The sequence below is a fragment of the Sphingobacterium corticis genome (assembly GCF_042684745.1).
GTDB lineage: Bacteria > Bacteroidota > Bacteroidia > Sphingobacteriales > Sphingobacteriaceae > Sphingobacterium > Sphingobacterium corticis.
The window spans coordinates 806,104-821,314 of sequence record NZ_JBHUMA010000004.1; the positions used below are offsets into that span (position 1 = coordinate 806,104).

General features: G+C 41.2%; 15 protein-coding genes and 1 tRNA gene. 12 read left to right on the forward strand and 4 right to left on the reverse strand.

Annotation, left to right across the window (positions count from 1 at the left end; all coding sequences use genetic code 11):
* The first annotated feature begins 27 nt into the window (after positions 1-27).
* Both ACFSQ3_RS04790 and ACFSQ3_RS04795 read left to right on the forward strand, forming a co-directional pair.
* The gene (locus ACFSQ3_RS04790; protein ID WP_380868011.1) at positions 28-453 is read left to right on the forward strand and encodes a hypothetical protein; all 426 of its coding nucleotides are present in this window, start codon (positions 28-30) and stop codon (positions 451-453) included.
* Positions 454-545: 92 nt separating this feature from the next.
* Entirely contained in the window at positions 546-2,237 is a 1,692-nt protein-coding gene (locus tag ACFSQ3_RS04795; protein ID WP_380868012.1) for a helix-turn-helix domain-containing protein, read from the forward strand.
* A gap of 93 nt (positions 2,238-2,330) precedes the next feature.
* On the opposite strand, the gene ACFSQ3_RS04800 is transcribed toward ACFSQ3_RS04795, so the two are convergent.
* A tRNA-Glu gene (locus tag ACFSQ3_RS04800) sits at positions 2,331-2,402 on the reverse strand.
* A 97-nt stretch (positions 2,403-2,499) separates the two neighbouring features.
* Complete coding sequence (purD, locus tag ACFSQ3_RS04805; protein WP_380868014.1) at positions 2,500-3,777, reverse strand: phosphoribosylamine--glycine ligase; 1,278 nt, start codon at positions 3,775-3,777, stop codon at positions 2,500-2,502.
* A gap of 468 nt (positions 3,778-4,245) precedes the next feature.
* Here purD and ACFSQ3_RS04810 point away from each other — a divergent pair, with 468 nt between their 5' ends.
* From ACFSQ3_RS04810 to ACFSQ3_RS04820, 3 genes are all read left to right on the forward strand, one after another.
* Complete coding sequence (locus ACFSQ3_RS04810) at positions 4,246-4,449, forward strand: hypothetical protein (protein WP_380868016.1); 204 nt, start codon at positions 4,246-4,248, stop codon at positions 4,447-4,449.
* 136 nt (positions 4,450-4,585) lie between these two features.
* A complete protein-coding gene (locus ACFSQ3_RS04815; protein ID WP_380868017.1) occupies positions 4,586-5,473 on the forward strand; it encodes an SDR family oxidoreductase in 888 nt (295 codons plus the stop codon).
* A gap of 10 nt (positions 5,474-5,483) precedes the next feature.
* The gene (locus tag ACFSQ3_RS04820; protein WP_380868019.1) at positions 5,484-5,663 is read left to right on the forward strand and encodes a DUF6496 domain-containing protein; all 180 of its coding nucleotides are present in this window, start codon (positions 5,484-5,486) and stop codon (positions 5,661-5,663) included.
* A gap of 12 nt (positions 5,664-5,675) precedes the next feature.
* On the opposite strand, the gene ACFSQ3_RS04825 is transcribed toward ACFSQ3_RS04820, so the two are convergent.
* A complete protein-coding gene (locus ACFSQ3_RS04825; protein WP_380868021.1) occupies positions 5,676-6,098 on the reverse strand; it encodes a hypothetical protein in 423 nt (140 codons plus the stop codon).
* Positions 6,099-6,163: 65 nt separating this feature from the next.
* On the reverse strand, positions 6,164-6,568 hold the full coding sequence (locus ACFSQ3_RS04830; RefSeq protein WP_380868023.1) for a hypothetical protein: 405 nt from the start codon (positions 6,566-6,568) through the stop codon (positions 6,164-6,166).
* Between the two features lie 163 nt (positions 6,569-6,731).
* Between ACFSQ3_RS04830 and ACFSQ3_RS04835 the strand changes: the two genes are divergently transcribed.
* From ACFSQ3_RS04835 to ACFSQ3_RS04865, 7 genes are all read left to right on the forward strand, one after another.
* Entirely contained in the window at positions 6,732-7,637 is a 906-nt protein-coding gene (locus ACFSQ3_RS04835) for an alpha/beta hydrolase (protein ID WP_380868025.1), read from the forward strand.
* Positions 7,638-7,737: 100 nt separating this feature from the next.
* Entirely contained in the window at positions 7,738-10,386 is a 2,649-nt protein-coding gene (locus ACFSQ3_RS04840; RefSeq protein ID WP_380868027.1) for a hypothetical protein, read from the forward strand.
* A 71-nt stretch (positions 10,387-10,457) separates the two neighbouring features.
* On the forward strand, positions 10,458-11,228 hold the full coding sequence (locus ACFSQ3_RS04845; protein WP_380868029.1) for an enoyl-CoA hydratase/isomerase family protein: 771 nt from the start codon (positions 10,458-10,460) through the stop codon (positions 11,226-11,228).
* Between the two features lies 1 nt (position 11,229).
* The gene (locus ACFSQ3_RS04850; RefSeq protein ID WP_380868031.1) at positions 11,230-12,102 is read left to right on the forward strand and encodes an SDR family oxidoreductase; all 873 of its coding nucleotides are present in this window, start codon (positions 11,230-11,232) and stop codon (positions 12,100-12,102) included.
* A 1-nt stretch (position 12,103) separates the two neighbouring features.
* Positions 12,104-12,766, forward strand: coding sequence for a hypothetical protein (locus ACFSQ3_RS04855; RefSeq protein ID WP_380868033.1), 663 nt, complete (start codon positions 12,104-12,106; stop codon positions 12,764-12,766).
* Between the two features lie 73 nt (positions 12,767-12,839).
* Positions 12,840-14,579, forward strand: a complete 1,740-nt coding sequence (locus ACFSQ3_RS04860) for a phospho-sugar mutase (protein WP_380868035.1) — start codon at positions 12,840-12,842, stop codon at positions 14,577-14,579.
* A 26-nt stretch (positions 14,580-14,605) separates the two neighbouring features.
* Positions 14,606-15,151, forward strand: a complete 546-nt coding sequence (locus ACFSQ3_RS04865) for an NUDIX hydrolase (RefSeq protein WP_380868037.1) — start codon at positions 14,606-14,608, stop codon at positions 15,149-15,151.
* Positions 15,152-15,211: the final 60 nt, after the last annotated feature.

Here is a 15,211-nt window from a genome sequence, read left to right on the forward strand (position 1 = left end):
TGATACGCTAACTCAATAACTATTTCCATGCAATTACCTGTTTACGATTCAAGAAAAGTTTTTTATGCACTAGACAAAATAGAGCGAGACTTAGATCAACTAATTGCCACCCAATGTCCGGATGCTCCGCTAATATTGGAAGAAGGTTTGGATGTCGCCATGAATAGATTTCTTTCAAGGTATAACTTTGAAGGGAATGAGGTAAGCTTACTCACTACGCAATATGCATTGATGCGCTTGCGTAGTGAGTTGACAAAAGCAAAAGACGTTGTGGTAGAGATTAACGACTTGCAAGCGCTGCAAGACTTTGAGTCATCAAAAAGAGGAAAGCTGTATTTCGCACTGAAAAAAACATCATTAAAACCTGTTCACCCATATATAACTGCGTCAGTAGGTTTGATTTTTCTATTATGCATCGTGTATTTATCTATACTCGTGCTAAGATCCAATTAACGCGCCTTATTAGTTGGCGCGAGATTGAAAACGAAATACTGATATTTCTTTCTACTTCTCTAAGCTAGAGCATCTTATCATAATGATTAGATATGAATAAATGCATAGCACTCCTACTATTCTTTATTGGGAGTATAAACGCCGCCTCTGCAAAGTACGATAGTTTTAATATCGACTCGGAACTGGCTTTTGCCGAAATATCGACATCCTCCCGTGGCCTCGACCGCGCCGACCAACTCGTTTCAAATGTCGAGAATGATGAAGAGAAAATTCAGGACCATTTACTTTTGGCGGAGAAGCATAAAATTACAGGAGCAATTGATAGCTCCATCTTTTACGCGGAAAGAGCTACGGAAATAGCAAAATCCATTTTTCATATCTCATGGCAAGCTTATAGCGACCTATTTTTGGCAAGCACTTACCGTGAACTTGGCCTGCATTCATTCGCGTCAAAACACTTAAAAAACGCAGAAAAGCTAAACGAACACCAAAAGGAAGATCCGGAATACCACTTTTTAAAAACGCGTATTACTCAAGAAAAAATAGCGCATGCGTTTAGTCAAAACCGCTATGACGCTGGAATGAAGTTCTTCGAAGATTGTTTACGGCAGTGCGCTCTGGTACCTGCGTCCGATAAACGCAGTAGAGCGTTAGCTGCAAAGAATGACTATTTGCTGGGCAATTATTATCTCCATCTTGGCAATCTGCTTGAAGCCGATTCTACATTCTCCTCGGCACTAAAGCTGTTAGGTGAAAACAACGATAACCTTAAACCTTATTTATATGTTGCTCGCGCGAAAGTAGCTCTAGATGATCAACAACTCGATAGCGCGCAACATCAACTCCTACTAGCAGAGCCTTACTTGAAAAAATTTGGCGCTAATGGCTTAAAAAGTTCTTACCTAGATGCCTATGCATCGTATTATTGGCAAAAAAATGAATTTAGAAAAGCTCGCTTATATGAACGCGAGTTGGGATTGGTTAAAGAAACCATGACAGAACATGCAACTTATGTTTATGATGAATTGTTCTATAAATTGGATAAATCTACAGATTCACTATCTAGTCAAAATCAAGTTATTCTCATCGTAAATCTAACGCTAGTTGCAGTAATTTTAATATTGTTCCTTCAGCTGTTCATTTTTCGAAAGAAGGAAAATACACATACGACTAAGTCAATTAAATCAGAACACCCTTTTGAGGCAGAGTACTTGCGCTCATCAGAGGTTTTAAGAGCAAAGGCAATCCTCTCTTCCAATAGCAACAATAGAGACAACCCCTCTAGCGCAGCACATACTACTTCAGATCCCGTTACCAACCTTGATGCTCAAACAACAAACGCTATGCTAACGCCCATCAAAGAGGTTCAAAGGGTTGAGCATTCGGAAAAATCTGAGTTACCCATATCGGAAGAAACAGAAAATCGCCTGTTAGATTTACTTGAGGCGCAAGAAGAAAAACATTTTTACCTCAGAAAGAACATGACGCGTGCCGATATAGCTGGTGTTTTAGGAACCAATCAGCGCTACATATCCTACATTATTCGTAAGCATCGTGGCATGGACTATTATACATATTTACAGAGCTGTCGAATAAATTATATCTTGAAGAAGTTCAAGCAGGAGCCGCAGCTATTGGATTACAAGATGACAAAGCTGGCTAGTTTAGCAGGGTTTTCGGACAATAGTAAGTTCAGCACAGCTTTCAAAGCGATCACCGGAACGACTCCATCCGCTTACGTGCAGTCGATCAAGTTAAAATTATCATCTACACTTCCGAACTGAAAAGCTAAATAGCTTTTTCGAAACCTTTTAACTGATGAAGTTTTAATGGATCGGTAAATAAAAAAAGCTTGCATAATATGCAAGCTTTTTCAGTAGCCCGTAGGGGAATCGAACCCCTGTTTCCAGAATGAAAATCTGGCGTCCTAACCCCTAGACGAACGGGCCATGCCGTTTTGGTGATGCAAATATAAGGGCTTTCTAGAATTTGCCAAAATATTTTTTACATCAAAAAAGCAACTCGCTAATAGTGAGAATATTCTATTTAAATTATATCAAATCCGATGTCGGTACGGAAGTATTTTCCTTCATAGAACACCCGGCCAGCGTCCGCAGTTGCTTGCTGCAATGCCGAAAACAAATCGTCTTGCAAAGTCGTTACCGCAATTACGCGTCCGCCCGCAGTAACAACTTGTCCGTCATCCGAAAGCTTCGTACCTGCATGGAAAACAATCGATTCTTTTACATTTTCGATGTTGCTAATGACCTTTCCAGATTCGTAATCGCCCGGATATCCACCGGAAACCATCATTACAGTTACCGCTGTTTTTGGACTTACCGAAAAAGATCTTTCCGAAAGGTTGCCTTCGGCAACTCCTTCAAACAAATCCAACAAATCCGACTCTATCCGCGGAAGCACAGATTCCGTTTCTGGATCACCTAAGCGCACGTTGTATTCAATCACATAAGGATCGCCACCAACATTCATCAATCCGATGAAAATAAATCCTTTGTAAGGAATACCATCTTTTTTCAAACCATTGATCGTTGGTTTGATCACACGTTCATCCACTTTACTAAGAAAAGCTTCGTCAGCAAATGGTACTGGAGAAATGGAACCCATTCCGCCTGTATTCAACCCGGTATCACCTTCGCCAATGCGTTTATAATCTTTCGCAGCCGGCAATACTTTGTACGATTCACCATCCGTCAATACGAACACAGATAATTCTATCCCGCTCAAAAACTCTTCAATAACGACGACATTGCTCGCATCGCCAAACTTCGCGTCTGCTAACATGGCTGTCAATTCTTCTTTAGCGCTCGATAATGTTTCGCAGATCAGCACACCTTTCCCGGCAGCCAATCCATCTGCTTTTAGTACAATCGGTAGTGACTGATATTCTAAATACGTCAAACCATCTGCTAAGCTTGCTTTATCGAAAGATTTTGAAGCGGCAGTTGGAACGCCATGGCGCGCCATAAACTGCTTAGAGAAATCTTTCGAACCTTCTAATTGTGCGCCTTCTCTCTGCGGCCCAATTACGGGAATATGCTTTAGATCTTCTCTAGAAAGAAAATAATCATGAATACCTTTTACTAACGGCTCTTCCGGACCAACAATAACCATATCTATCTCATTTTCCAAAGAAAATGCAGCGATTCCTTCAAAATCAGTGACTTTCAACGGAACATTTTGACCGTATTGAATCGTTCCCGCATTTCCGGGAGCAATAAATAGTTGATTTAGCTTAGCGCTTTGGGAGATTTTATATGCAAGGGCAGATTCACGACCACCCGATCCAACGATTAGAATATTCATCTAACAAAGATAGTCAACTAGCAGATAGTATCTAAATCCTTTCATATAATAGTTTTAACAAACTACCTGAAAAATAACTATCTTATCCAGTGAGGAAACTTCTAAGCCATACGAAGACCTATAAACTATAGCATGAGGTATTTATATATTTCTGTCATCATACTATTAACTGTAGGACATTCATCGCTTTGTTCAAAGGACTTTCCGAATTGACAGCCAAATTTTTACCCGTTAAATAAGCTATACTGAATGTATAGCTAGCAATTACCGTAGTATCCTTTTCTTTTAGGTCTTCCTGCTGAGCGTGTTTCCTAATAACCAAGCCAACAATACTTACGCTTTTTTAATATAGTTCCCAGCAAGTCGTGCAAAGCACATATTTCTATTTTGATCAAATAAATAATCAATTAAAAACAAACAACTTAAGCGTTTTCCTACTTCTTACTATGAACTTATACATAAGATGGCATGGCAACGAAAGTAGAAACAGCAGATAGAGGATTAAAGAAAGAGGATAAAGATAACACCTACAAAGAATTGACCTCTGTCGTTAGAAAGAATAAAGAAAAGAAACAAGATAAAGACGCGGAAGCTGGAGTTGATTCGGCTGAAGAGCAATTGAATGATATGCCGAACGATCCCAACGAGAAGATTCCGAAGAAAAAGGAATAACTCAACCCGTCAGAACTAATTTTAGCGCTACGGTAAGCTGGAAAATTAGCTTTCGACAATCATAAAATAGTTTTGTAGCTGCTATTTAAAACTCGGTATTATCTCATCGTTTATTAACTCATTAAGACGACTTACTATGGAAGAATCACCAAATAACCCAGCCGAAAAACACCCAAAACCACCATTTCCGAAACAAGATCAAAATGCCCCCGGCGTAGAAGGAAAGCTGATTCCGCAAGCTGATCATGGCGAAGAGTCATATAAAGGAAGCGGCAAGCTAACTGGAAAAAGGGCAATTATTACGGGCGGAGATTCCGGCATCGGTCGTGCTGTAGCCATAGCATTTGCGCGGGAAGGCGCGGATGTTTTGATTAGCTATCTAGACGATTCCGAAGACCAAGACGCTAATTTAACTGCGTCTTATGTGGAGCAAGCAGGAAAGAAAGCGATATTAATAAAGGGGGATATCCAAGATGAAGAACATTGCAAATTTATTGTGGAAACTGCCGTAAAAGAATTTGGAGGATTGGATATTTTGGTCAATAACGCGGCCTTTCAAATGGGGAGAGAATCAATGGACGAGATATCATCGGAGGAATGGGATCGCACATTTAGGACGAATATAACAGCGATGTTTTATCTATGCAAAGCGGCAGAACCTCATTTAAAACCCGGGAGCAGCATTATTAATACCACTTCGGTAAATGCCTATTCGCCTAATGAAATGCTTCTACCTTACGCAGCAACGAAAGGTGCTATTCAAAACTTCACTGCTAATCTGAGTCAAATATTGTTAGAAGATGGAAAGGGAATCCGGGTAAATGCTGTTGCGCCAGGTCCAATTTGGACACCATTAATCCCGTCTACACTACCTGAACATGAGGAGTTTGGAAAAAACACGCCAATGAAGCGAGCTGGACAACCTTCGGAAGTAGCACCCGCATTTGTATTCTTGGCCTCAGAAGATGCCAGCTATATTGCAGGAGCCACTATTCCCGTCGCTGGCGGTCGTATTACAATTTGATCGAAATATCATGGCAAAATATTCAAAGAAGGCAAGCGAAAAGGTTGAGCAAGCGATGCATGAGAAAAAACGAGGAACATTAAAAACTGGATCAGGCAAGAAGGTAACTTCGGATAAACAAGCTATTGCCATCGGACTTTCGCAAGCGAAAAAGGAAGGTGCGAAGGTACCTAAGAAGGACAATAATTAAATGCCAGTAATCTTAGTCGAATTGATTTTCAAATCCGCCGTTATTATGAATGTAAGATGCAGTGAACCCAATCGGAACGCCATAATGCTGGGTGGTAATATTTTGTCCGACAAAATCCTTTGCTACTTTCAAAGGGTTTTCAGAGTCAACAGCCAACTCTTCGCCCGTTAAATTGGCTATGCTGAATTTGCAGTTAGCAATTACTGCGGCATCTTCTTCTGTTATGTCTTTCTGCTGAGCTAGTTTAGTAATTGCAGGCCGAACGATACTTACGTCCAATTCTGATTCCACCAAAGCAAATATCCGCCGCCCAAAAGACAAGGTATTTACGTAGATCAAACTTTCCATGTTTTCAATCTCCCGCTCATCCTTGTTGAATTTAAACTTTCCACTATAAGGCACATCCATAACCAGATTAAAAGAAGTTTTTCGCATATCCACTGCCAATAATGTTTTTGGTTGCTTCTGATTTGCTTTAATACCAAACCAGCCGTCTTTATCTACGTTTGCCCAAAATAGCGATCTATGGCAATGTAATCTTCGAGCTCCGCTACGTTGAAAGTGAATCCGAGGTTTTGTTCAAAAGGCTTATTACCCACGCTATCCAACTTGGCTTTCACGATTTTATCTAAATTCGCCCGGCCTACCTGAACTTTAAAGGATTTTATTAGAATTCCTAAAAAACTTACGGCGATTTCGTCATCAATGATATTAAAGATTTCGTGAGCTGGTTCATTAAATCGTTTTGCATCAATTACTGCTCCTAGGTAGATTTCCTCGGGAGCTTTCACGAAAAAATTTTGTGATCGTTGTTTTAATTGTGAGAAACAATGAACGGGAACCGAAACGATAAAAAATAGGATTACGGCATATATAAAACTTCCCGCTGTTTGGCGTGATGGCATAAGGATGACTAGTTAGTGATTTTATAGTCGCAATATTAGGAATATTTTATTGGACAGCAAAATAATCCCTTCTGTTTGGGTTTTCCTTTTACATTTACAACCGAAATACAGACAAGGATACTCAGGAAACCGCTACCTTTGCCGTTAGTAAAAAGAATAACGGATGAATAAGCTAAAACGCCTTTATTGTCTAATACCAGTCTTCATTTTATCGCTGAGTGTAGGATTTGCACAAAGCGAATTATCTAAGGAAACTGAAATGCAAAATCAAATCGTAATCGGCGAAATACATAAGCTTTCGTCCACGTTTTTAAATGAAGAAAGAACTGTTTTCGTTCACCTACCTGTTTCCTATCAAAATGAAACAGCAAAACAAACAAGCTATCCAGTCGTGTATCTGTTGGATGCAGAATACAACTTCAACAGCTTCTCAACCATGCTCGATCATTTAGCAGGACCACTGTATGGAAAAGTACCAGAAATGATTGTGGTCAGCATTAAAAACACCGACCGTACCCGCGATCTCACGCCGACAAACTTTTTGATGCAACATCCAAAAGATTCTAGCAAGTTTGTGTTCGAAACCAGCGGCGGTGCGGATCGCTTTTTGCAATTCATTCAGGAGGAACTGAAACCATACATTAACAATAACTTCCGAACAAAAAATTATGAAATTTTGGTAGGGCATTCACTCGGTGGATTATTTACTATTCATACTTTATTGCATCATTCAGATTATTTTGAGGCGTACGTTGCGCAAGATCCAAGTTTGTGGTGGGACAATAATTTCATGATCAACAAAACCAAAAATGCCTTACTTGCCGACCGAAATTTACTGAAAGATAAAAAGTTATTTGTTTCTCAGGCTACTGCCGAAAAACCAAAGGAAAAGGCTGTTTATGATATGTGGCAACCGATTCAAGATTTCAAAGCGATCTTAGAGGAGCTAAAATCACCTCATTTCCGACATCAATTGTATAAAAATGAAACGCATGGCACTATTTCGTTAGTTGGAAATTACGATGCTATGCGATGGCTGTTTGAAGAAAACAAACCAGCAGAAAATTAGCGAAATAACGCGAATACGATTCACACATTCTTGGTGCATTAACATATTGATGGGCTGACGATATTTTCGTAGCTTGCGGATAAATAGTTCGCCAATTATTATGTTAAAGTATTTGCACACCATTGCCGTGTTCTTTTGGGTTGGATTTGCCTGCGCCCAAAGCATCGAAGAACGGTTAGAAAAATCATCTCAACATGCTGCAGCAAATCAACAAGAAAAGATTTACGTGCAGACCGACCGCAACAATTACACAGCGGGAGAGACCGTTTGGTACAAAACCTACAATACCATTGGCATTAACAATTTTCTATCAACGCTTAGCGGAATAAATTACATCGAGCTCATCGATCCGAAAAACCGAATTGTTATGGATCAACGTATCCAGTTGGGCTATGGATTGGGATCAGGAAATTTGGTGTTGGCGGATACCCTAATCGAAGGAACTTATCGTTTGCGCGCTTATACGAACTGGATGCGGAACGATTCTACGGACTATTTCTACGAGAAACCTTTGGTCATTACGAATGGACGGACGGATAATATATTGACGAAAACCGATCTAATAACCAACGAAAAAGGATCGTTTGTGGCGATCCAACTTGAAACTGTACAAGGAAATGCAGTTCCCAAAACATCGGTTCGATTCGAAGTGAGCGACGGCGGAGAAATTGTCCAAAAAGGAAGTGAACGCACCGATGAAACAGGCTTACTATTGGTAAAAGTGACGGAGAAAAATCAAGGAAAGGACCTCATCTTAACCTTTACGAGCCCAGACAAAAGACCCGTTACAAAGGTTATTCATACCGCAGCGATCAAGCCGAAAATTGTTGTACAGATTTTGCCGGAAGGTGGATATATTTTGGCTGGCGAACTGAACAATATCGGTTTTAAAGCACTGGGGTCGAATGGGCTTGGTGCGATAACAACGCTAGAAATCTTAAATGCAAAGCAGGAAGTGGTCGGTTCTGCAAAAACCAATCACCTCGGCATGGGAAGCACATCATTTTTCCCTCTAGCCAACGAAAACTATGAATTTCGCGCCACGTCGGACGATGGCCAAGCGGAAATCGTAGAAGTTCCCGTCATTCATGCTCAAGGGTTATCTTTAATCACGAACAATAATAATGCGGATAAGCTATTTGTTCAGGTAAATCTTTCGGAAGATCGCATGAGCGACAAGCCAATATTTGTCGTGCTTCATCATCTCGGAAATCCGTTTTATGCCTCCAAACAAAGTGCCGCACGCAAGAACCTTGTTTTCAGCATTCCAAAAGAAAATATTCCTTCCGGAATTTCCACCATCACCGTGTTGGATGAATCGATGAAACCGTTGCTTGAACGTCCGATATACATCGAACACGTGCAAGATTTGTTATCACTGAATACAACTGCTAATCAAAACTCGTACGGACTGCGCGAAAAGGTGGACGTCAGCCTTTTGGTAGGAAATGAAAAAGATAGCACACGCCAATCTGCGCTTTCGGCATCCGTCATAAATCTCTCTAAACTACGTGATACTGCAGATTACCAATCCAATATATTAAGCGCGCTGTTGGTGGAGAGCGATTTACAAGGTTTTATTGAACAACCAGGATACTATTTTTCGGCTGGCGATCGCGTTGTGAAATTAGCCGATTTAGACAAACTTCTCCTTACCCAAGGTTGGAGAAAATACGATTGGAATCAGAGCGATGATCAAAATAGAGAAAAACTATTTGAGGCGGAGCAAGGTTTGAGCATAAAAGGCTATACCAAAAAGATCGGACGAAAGGCCGCGGCGCCGCTATCGGAAGTACAATTGATTTCAACCGATGACTTTACCAGCTTTTTGGATACCATCAGTTCCGAAGATGGTTATTTCGAGTTCAAAGATTTGCTTTTCGCGGATAGCGCCAAGTTTATGATATCTGCCAAAAATCAAAAAGGGAAGAACAACATTGACATCACCTTGGAAGAATTTATACCGCCTGCGATTCATTCCGCCTACGGAACCCAAAATGACCTAAACACATTATATTTAGATGAACTTATCGCTTCTAAACGCTTCTTTAATCAATTGGAGCAAAAGGGTTTGATGTCGAAAACCATTGATATCGACGAGGTTGTTGTCACCCGAAAACAACAGAAAGTGCCGGAATATTCGAGAAACTTAAACGGTCCCGGAAATGCCGATCAAAGCTTGACTTGGGAAGAATTAGAAAAATTTAGCACGCTGGATATGGCTTTAAACGGTCGCTTTGCAGGCGTTTACTTTCAAGGCGGAATACCGTATAACACAAGAAGCCGTGCGCCGATGCAAATTGTTTGGGACGGCATGTATGTGGAGGGCGATATGTTGTCGTCCATCTCGGTGCAGGATGTTGCCAGCATAGAAATTCTGCGAAACGTAAATTATACCGCCGTTTACGGCCAGTTTGGATCAAATGGTTTGATAATCATTACCTCAAAAAGAGGATCAGAAGGAAGAATGAACTATATTCCGAAAGGAATTCTTTCATTGACCGCAAAAGGGCTTTCTGCACCAAAAACTTTCTACAAACCAACTTACGAAGCGCCTGTTGACGAAGGTTTCTCCAACGATTTACGTACCACAATTCATTGGGAACCGTTTCTAGCCAGCGATGAAAACGGAAAAGCTTCTTTCGATTTTTTTACTTCGGATGAGTCTGGAAGATACCGCGTAATTATTGAAGGAATTGATTTGAATGGCCGTATTGGTCGACAAATTCTCGATTTTAACGTTCGTTAGCATAAAATTTTCTAAGAAATTTTCCGTTTGGGTTGATTGTTGTAGCGAACTAGCATTATAAACTTTTCATCATGAGCGAATTTTTAAAGACACATCACGACGACCACCTGTTGCATATTATCCTCCACCGAGGCAAAAGCAATGCAATGCATCTGGAAATGTTGCAGGAAATAGCGCAAACATTTAGCGAAGCTGCCAACGATCCCGCGATTGAAGGCGTTGTGCTGACCGGGCACGAAGGATTTTTCACCTCCGGATTGGATTTGATTACGCTATATAGTTATGATGAGGAGCAGATGAAAACCTTTTGGCATGCCTTTATTGATCTGTTGCACGGTTTAGTATCTTTTCCGAAACCTTTTGCCGCCGCGATCTCCGGTCACAGTCCGGCCGGAGGATGTGTGATGGCGCTAGCCGCAGATGTGCGCATTATGGCGGAAGGTGAATATATTATTGGATTGAACGAAGTTCCAGTAGGCATCATCGTGCCACAAGGCATTTTCGATTTGTATAGCTTTTGGATCGGACAAGCAAATGCAGCACGATTCCTTTTGGAAGGAAAACTGCTCAGCCCACAAGAAGCGCTTCAAGTTGGATTAGTTGATGAGGTCGTTGCACTGGATAAAATACAGCGAACGGCCGTTCGACATGTGAAAAAGTACGCACAATTCGAGAAGAATGCTTGGCAACGAACGAAGGTTAATACACGCAAAGACGTCCTTAAAAGCCTGTCGGCTAACAAAGCGGAAACCATCGATCAAATGTTGGAGCAATGGTGGCGCCCATCAACAAGAGCCATTCTTAAAACCATTATCGATAATCTAACAGCAAAAAAGAAATAATATGTCTGTACAAGGAGCTTTACGCGACGACGCGTTGAAAGGAAAAACAATTGTAGTAACCGGCGGAGGAAGCGGATTGGGGAAAGCCATGTCCACTTATTTTTCAGAGCTTGGTGCAAACGTGGTTATATCAAGCAGAAAAATGCCCGTTTTGAAAGAAGCTGCACGAGAAATTAGCGAGAAAACGGGAGGAAAAGTGCTTCCGGTGAGCTGTGATATTAGAAATATTGAAGAAGTGGAAGCGCTTTGGGATAGTGCCGAAAAAGCATTTGGAGGCGTAGACGCATTACTTAATAATGCCGCTGGAAATTTCATCTCTCCTACCGAACGACTATCTGCCAACGCCTTCTCCACGATTATCGACATCGTACTAAAAGGTACGACGAATTGTACCCTAACTTTTGGCAAAAAGTGGATTGAAAAGAAGCAAGCAGCCAGCGTGCTGAACATTATAACCACATACGCGTTTACTGGCTCAGGTTATGTTGTACCTTCGGCCGTTGCGAAAGGCGGCGTGTTGGCTTTAACGCGATCCTTGGCCGTAGAATGGGGTAAATATGGAATACGGAACAACGCCATTGCGCCTGGACCTTTCCCAACAAAAGGCGCATGGGAGCGTTTGCTTCCTGGCGATTTGGCGGAAGATTTCAGTTTTGAGAAACGCGTTCCATTGAAACGAGTCGGTGACCATCAAGAATTGGCAAATTTGGCCGCGTTTTTGTTGTCAGATTTCGCGCAATACATCAATGGCGAGGTGGTTACTATTGATGGTGGAGAATGGTTGCAAGGAGCCGGGCAATTCAATGGCTTGGAAGCAATATCTCCCGATATGTGGGATCACATCGAACAATCAATCCGGAAAAACAACAAATAAAATGCAACACAAGCTTTTGACTATCCTCAGCATCTGCCTTATCGGGATAGCCGTATCGTGCAACAACAGTAAAAAGCAGGATGAAACCGACCCTGTATCCGACTCTAGTTTGCTAGTAAACGAACCCTCCTCCGGAGTTGCCGATAGCGCAGATCGTAAATATATCGCCGATATGGTAATCGCTTTCATTAAAGCGTACAATGAACGAGATAACGCGAAAATTAAAAGCTTCATTAATACCGATGCCGGATTGATGATTATTCATCGGCCGGGCGCTATGGATTGGTTTGAAAAAGTTTCCGTTTTAGATTTTAATAAACCTATTCCCTCCTACTATCCATACGCTAGCGCGGAAAACAATTACTCGGTTGAATACGATGTAGCACCTACTTTCGATTGTTCGCTAGAAAAGTGGAGTAAGGAAGGCTTAATTATAGATTTAACAACGCAAACTAATTTTCTAGGGCCAATTGCCGTCAGTTTGAAAGAATTTGACGATGTTGAGCTCGATCCAGATTACGAGGCGCAGATAGAACTCGCAGAAAAAGATAGCTACCGCGTCGTACTAACAACCAAGACACCGTTAATTTTTCACGTGAAACAGATTGATAACAGTTGGTACGTCACTATTTTAGATCGCGGATACGCAGATTGCGGCGCTTAAACTCCACATTTACGCTGTGTTTTATCCCGCGTAAAAGTTATATTAGTATATTGAATCCATAACGAATTTTTATATGTCTACAATTGATCTTGCTACCCAATCCCGGGTGGATCGCTGGTTAAGCGAAGAATACGATGCCGAAACTGTAGCTGCCGTCAAACAGCTAATCGATACCAATCAGGAAACAGAACTAGTTGACTCGTTCTACAAAGCATTAGAATTTGGGACGGGCGGATTGCGCGGTATCATGGGTGTGGGTTCTAACCGCATCAATAAATACACGATCGGGCAGGCTACGCAAGGTTTGGCGAATTATCTGAAAAAGCAATTCCCGAATCAGGCATTAAAAGTTGCCGTATCTTACGATAGCCGTAATAATTCTCAAAAACTAGGTCATTTAGTGGCTGATGTATTCTCCGCGAATGATATCGAAGTATATCTTTTCGAAGAGTTGCGTCCGACGCCAATGCTATCTTTCGCAGTACGACATTTTGGTTGTCAGTCCGGTGTGATGTTAACCGCATCGCACAATCCGAAAGAATACAACGGATACAAAGCATACTGGAACGATGGCGGACAATTGGTTGCTCCGCATGATAAAAACGTGATTGAAGAGGTCAATGCTATTCAATCTGTACGCGATATTCAATTCGAGCGCAAAGCCGAAAATGTGCATCTTGTAAAAGAGGATTTTGATCAGATTTATATCGATCAAAACAAAGCCTTAAGTATCAATCCCGATATCGTCGCAGCTCAAAAAGATTTAAAGATCGTATTTTCTCCGATTCACGGAACTGGAATTACATTGGTTCCAAAACTATTAAAGGCTTGGGGATTTGAAAACGTCACGGTTGTAGACGAACAAGCGGAACCGAACGGAAACTTCCCGACGGTAGTTTATCCGAATCCGGAAGAAGAAGAAGCGATGTCCATTGCGATGAAAAAAGGACAAGAATTGGATTCCGATATCGTCATGGCAACCGATCCTGATGCCGATCGTGTGGGATTAGCCGTTAAAAACTTAGATGGAAAGATTCAGCTTTTGAATGGAAATCAGATTGGTAGCTTATTAGCTTACTACGTGCTTTCTGCTCGCGAAGAGAAAGGAGAATTAAAATCTAACGACTACGTGGTAAAAACCATCGTAACAACAAACTTAATCTCCGATATCGCCGAAAGCTTCTCGGTAAAAACACACGAAACCTTAACCGGATTTAAGTTTATCGGTGAGATCATGACCAAATTAGAAGGTCAAGAAAAATATTTAGTCGGTGGTGAAGAAAGCTATGGTTTCCTTGTCGGCGATTTAGTTCGCGATAAAGATGCCGTAAATTCTTGCGCATTCATCGCGGAAATGGCTGCTTACTTCAAAAGCCGTGGAAAATCCTTGTTTGAAGTACTTACGGAACTTTACACCACGTACGGATTCTATAAAGAAAAATTGATTTCCCTGACAAAAAAAGGAAAAGCAGGAGCGGAAGAAATTCAACAAATGATGGCAGACCTTCGTGCAAATTTACCAATCAGCTTAGGCGGAATTGAGGTAAAAGAAGTGCGTGATTACCAAGCATCAATAACTACAAAGCCCGCAGACGGTAGTACATCACCAATCAATCTTCCAAAATCAGATGTCTTGCAATTCATCACGGTAGACGGCGATGTGATTTCCGCACGTCCATCCGGTACCGAACCAAAAATCAAGTTTTATTGTTCGGTAAAAACGCCATTGATAGATATTTCTGGCTATGAAAAAACATCGTCTGATTTAGAAAATAAGGTTACTAAAATCATGGCGGACATCGTTAAAGATTAAGCTATCTCAATAAAAAAGATCAAGAAATGATAGAAAATTGGAAAGTTCTTAACTCCAAATACATCATTAAGCGGCCTTGGGCGACCTTACGGGTCGACCAAGTGCAGCTTCCCAATGGTGTTGTCAAGGATGAGTATTACATCTTGGAATATCCAAAATGGGTAAATATGGTTGGCTTTACCGAAGACAATCAAATCTTGTTCGCTCGTCAATATCGACATGGTGCAGAAAAAATCTTGCTAGAACTTCCTGCCGGCGTAGTAGAAGATGGAGAAGAGCCGGAGATCGCCGCACGTCGTGAAATGATGGAGGAAACGGGTTACGAATTCGATGAAGCGACCGAAGTATCTCAGCTATATGCCAACCCAGCGACGAGTGGAAACATTACTTATACGTATGTTTTAAAAGGCGGCCGAAAAGTGGCTGAACAAAGCTTAGACGAATCGGAAGATATTGAAGTTGTCTTGCTATCGCTTGAAGAAGCAAAGGATTTGTTGCTGAAAAACGGTATTGGCCAAGCGTTGCACAGTTCTGCATTATTCTATGCCTTGCACCACGAAGGTTTGCTTTAGTACAAACCTATTAAAACGATAAGCTTTAGAAATTCTTGTTTTTAGCACGTAAGAATTTTT

Coding starts and splice junctions, on each gene's coding strand:
- ACFSQ3_RS04790 (WP_380868011.1), top strand. CDS start 28: ATGCAATTACCTGTTTACGATTCAAGAAAAGTTTTTTATGCACTAGAC.
- ACFSQ3_RS04795 (WP_380868012.1), top strand. CDS start 546: ATGAATAAATGCATAGCACTCCTACTATTCTTTATTGGGAGTATAAAC.
- purD (WP_380868014.1), bottom strand. CDS start 3,777: ATGAATATTCTAATCGTTGGATCGGGTGGTCGTGAATCTGCCCTTGCA.
- ACFSQ3_RS04810 (WP_380868016.1), top strand. CDS start 4,246: ATGGCAACGAAAGTAGAAACAGCAGATAGAGGATTAAAGAAAGAGGAT.
- ACFSQ3_RS04815 (WP_380868017.1), top strand. CDS start 4,586: ATGGAAGAATCACCAAATAACCCAGCCGAAAAACACCCAAAACCACCA.
- ACFSQ3_RS04820 (WP_380868019.1), top strand. CDS start 5,484: ATGGCAAAATATTCAAAGAAGGCAAGCGAAAAGGTTGAGCAAGCGATG.
- ACFSQ3_RS04825 (WP_380868021.1), bottom strand. CDS start 6,098: ATGCGAAAAACTTCTTTTAATCTGGTTATGGATGTGCCTTATAGTGGA.
- ACFSQ3_RS04830 (WP_380868023.1), bottom strand. CDS start 6,568: ATGCCATCACGCCAAACAGCGGGAAGTTTTATATATGCCGTAATCCTA.
- ACFSQ3_RS04835 (WP_380868025.1), top strand. CDS start 6,732: ATGAATAAGCTAAAACGCCTTTATTGTCTAATACCAGTCTTCATTTTA.
- ACFSQ3_RS04840 (WP_380868027.1), top strand. CDS start 7,738: ATGTTAAAGTATTTGCACACCATTGCCGTGTTCTTTTGGGTTGGATTT.
- ACFSQ3_RS04845 (WP_380868029.1), top strand. CDS start 10,458: ATGAGCGAATTTTTAAAGACACATCACGACGACCACCTGTTGCATATT.
- ACFSQ3_RS04850 (WP_380868031.1), top strand. CDS start 11,230: ATGTCTGTACAAGGAGCTTTACGCGACGACGCGTTGAAAGGAAAAACA.
- ACFSQ3_RS04855 (WP_380868033.1), top strand. CDS start 12,104: ATGCAACACAAGCTTTTGACTATCCTCAGCATCTGCCTTATCGGGATA.
- ACFSQ3_RS04860 (WP_380868035.1), top strand. CDS start 12,840: ATGTCTACAATTGATCTTGCTACCCAATCCCGGGTGGATCGCTGGTTA.
- ACFSQ3_RS04865 (WP_380868037.1), top strand. CDS start 14,606: ATGATAGAAAATTGGAAAGTTCTTAACTCCAAATACATCATTAAGCGG.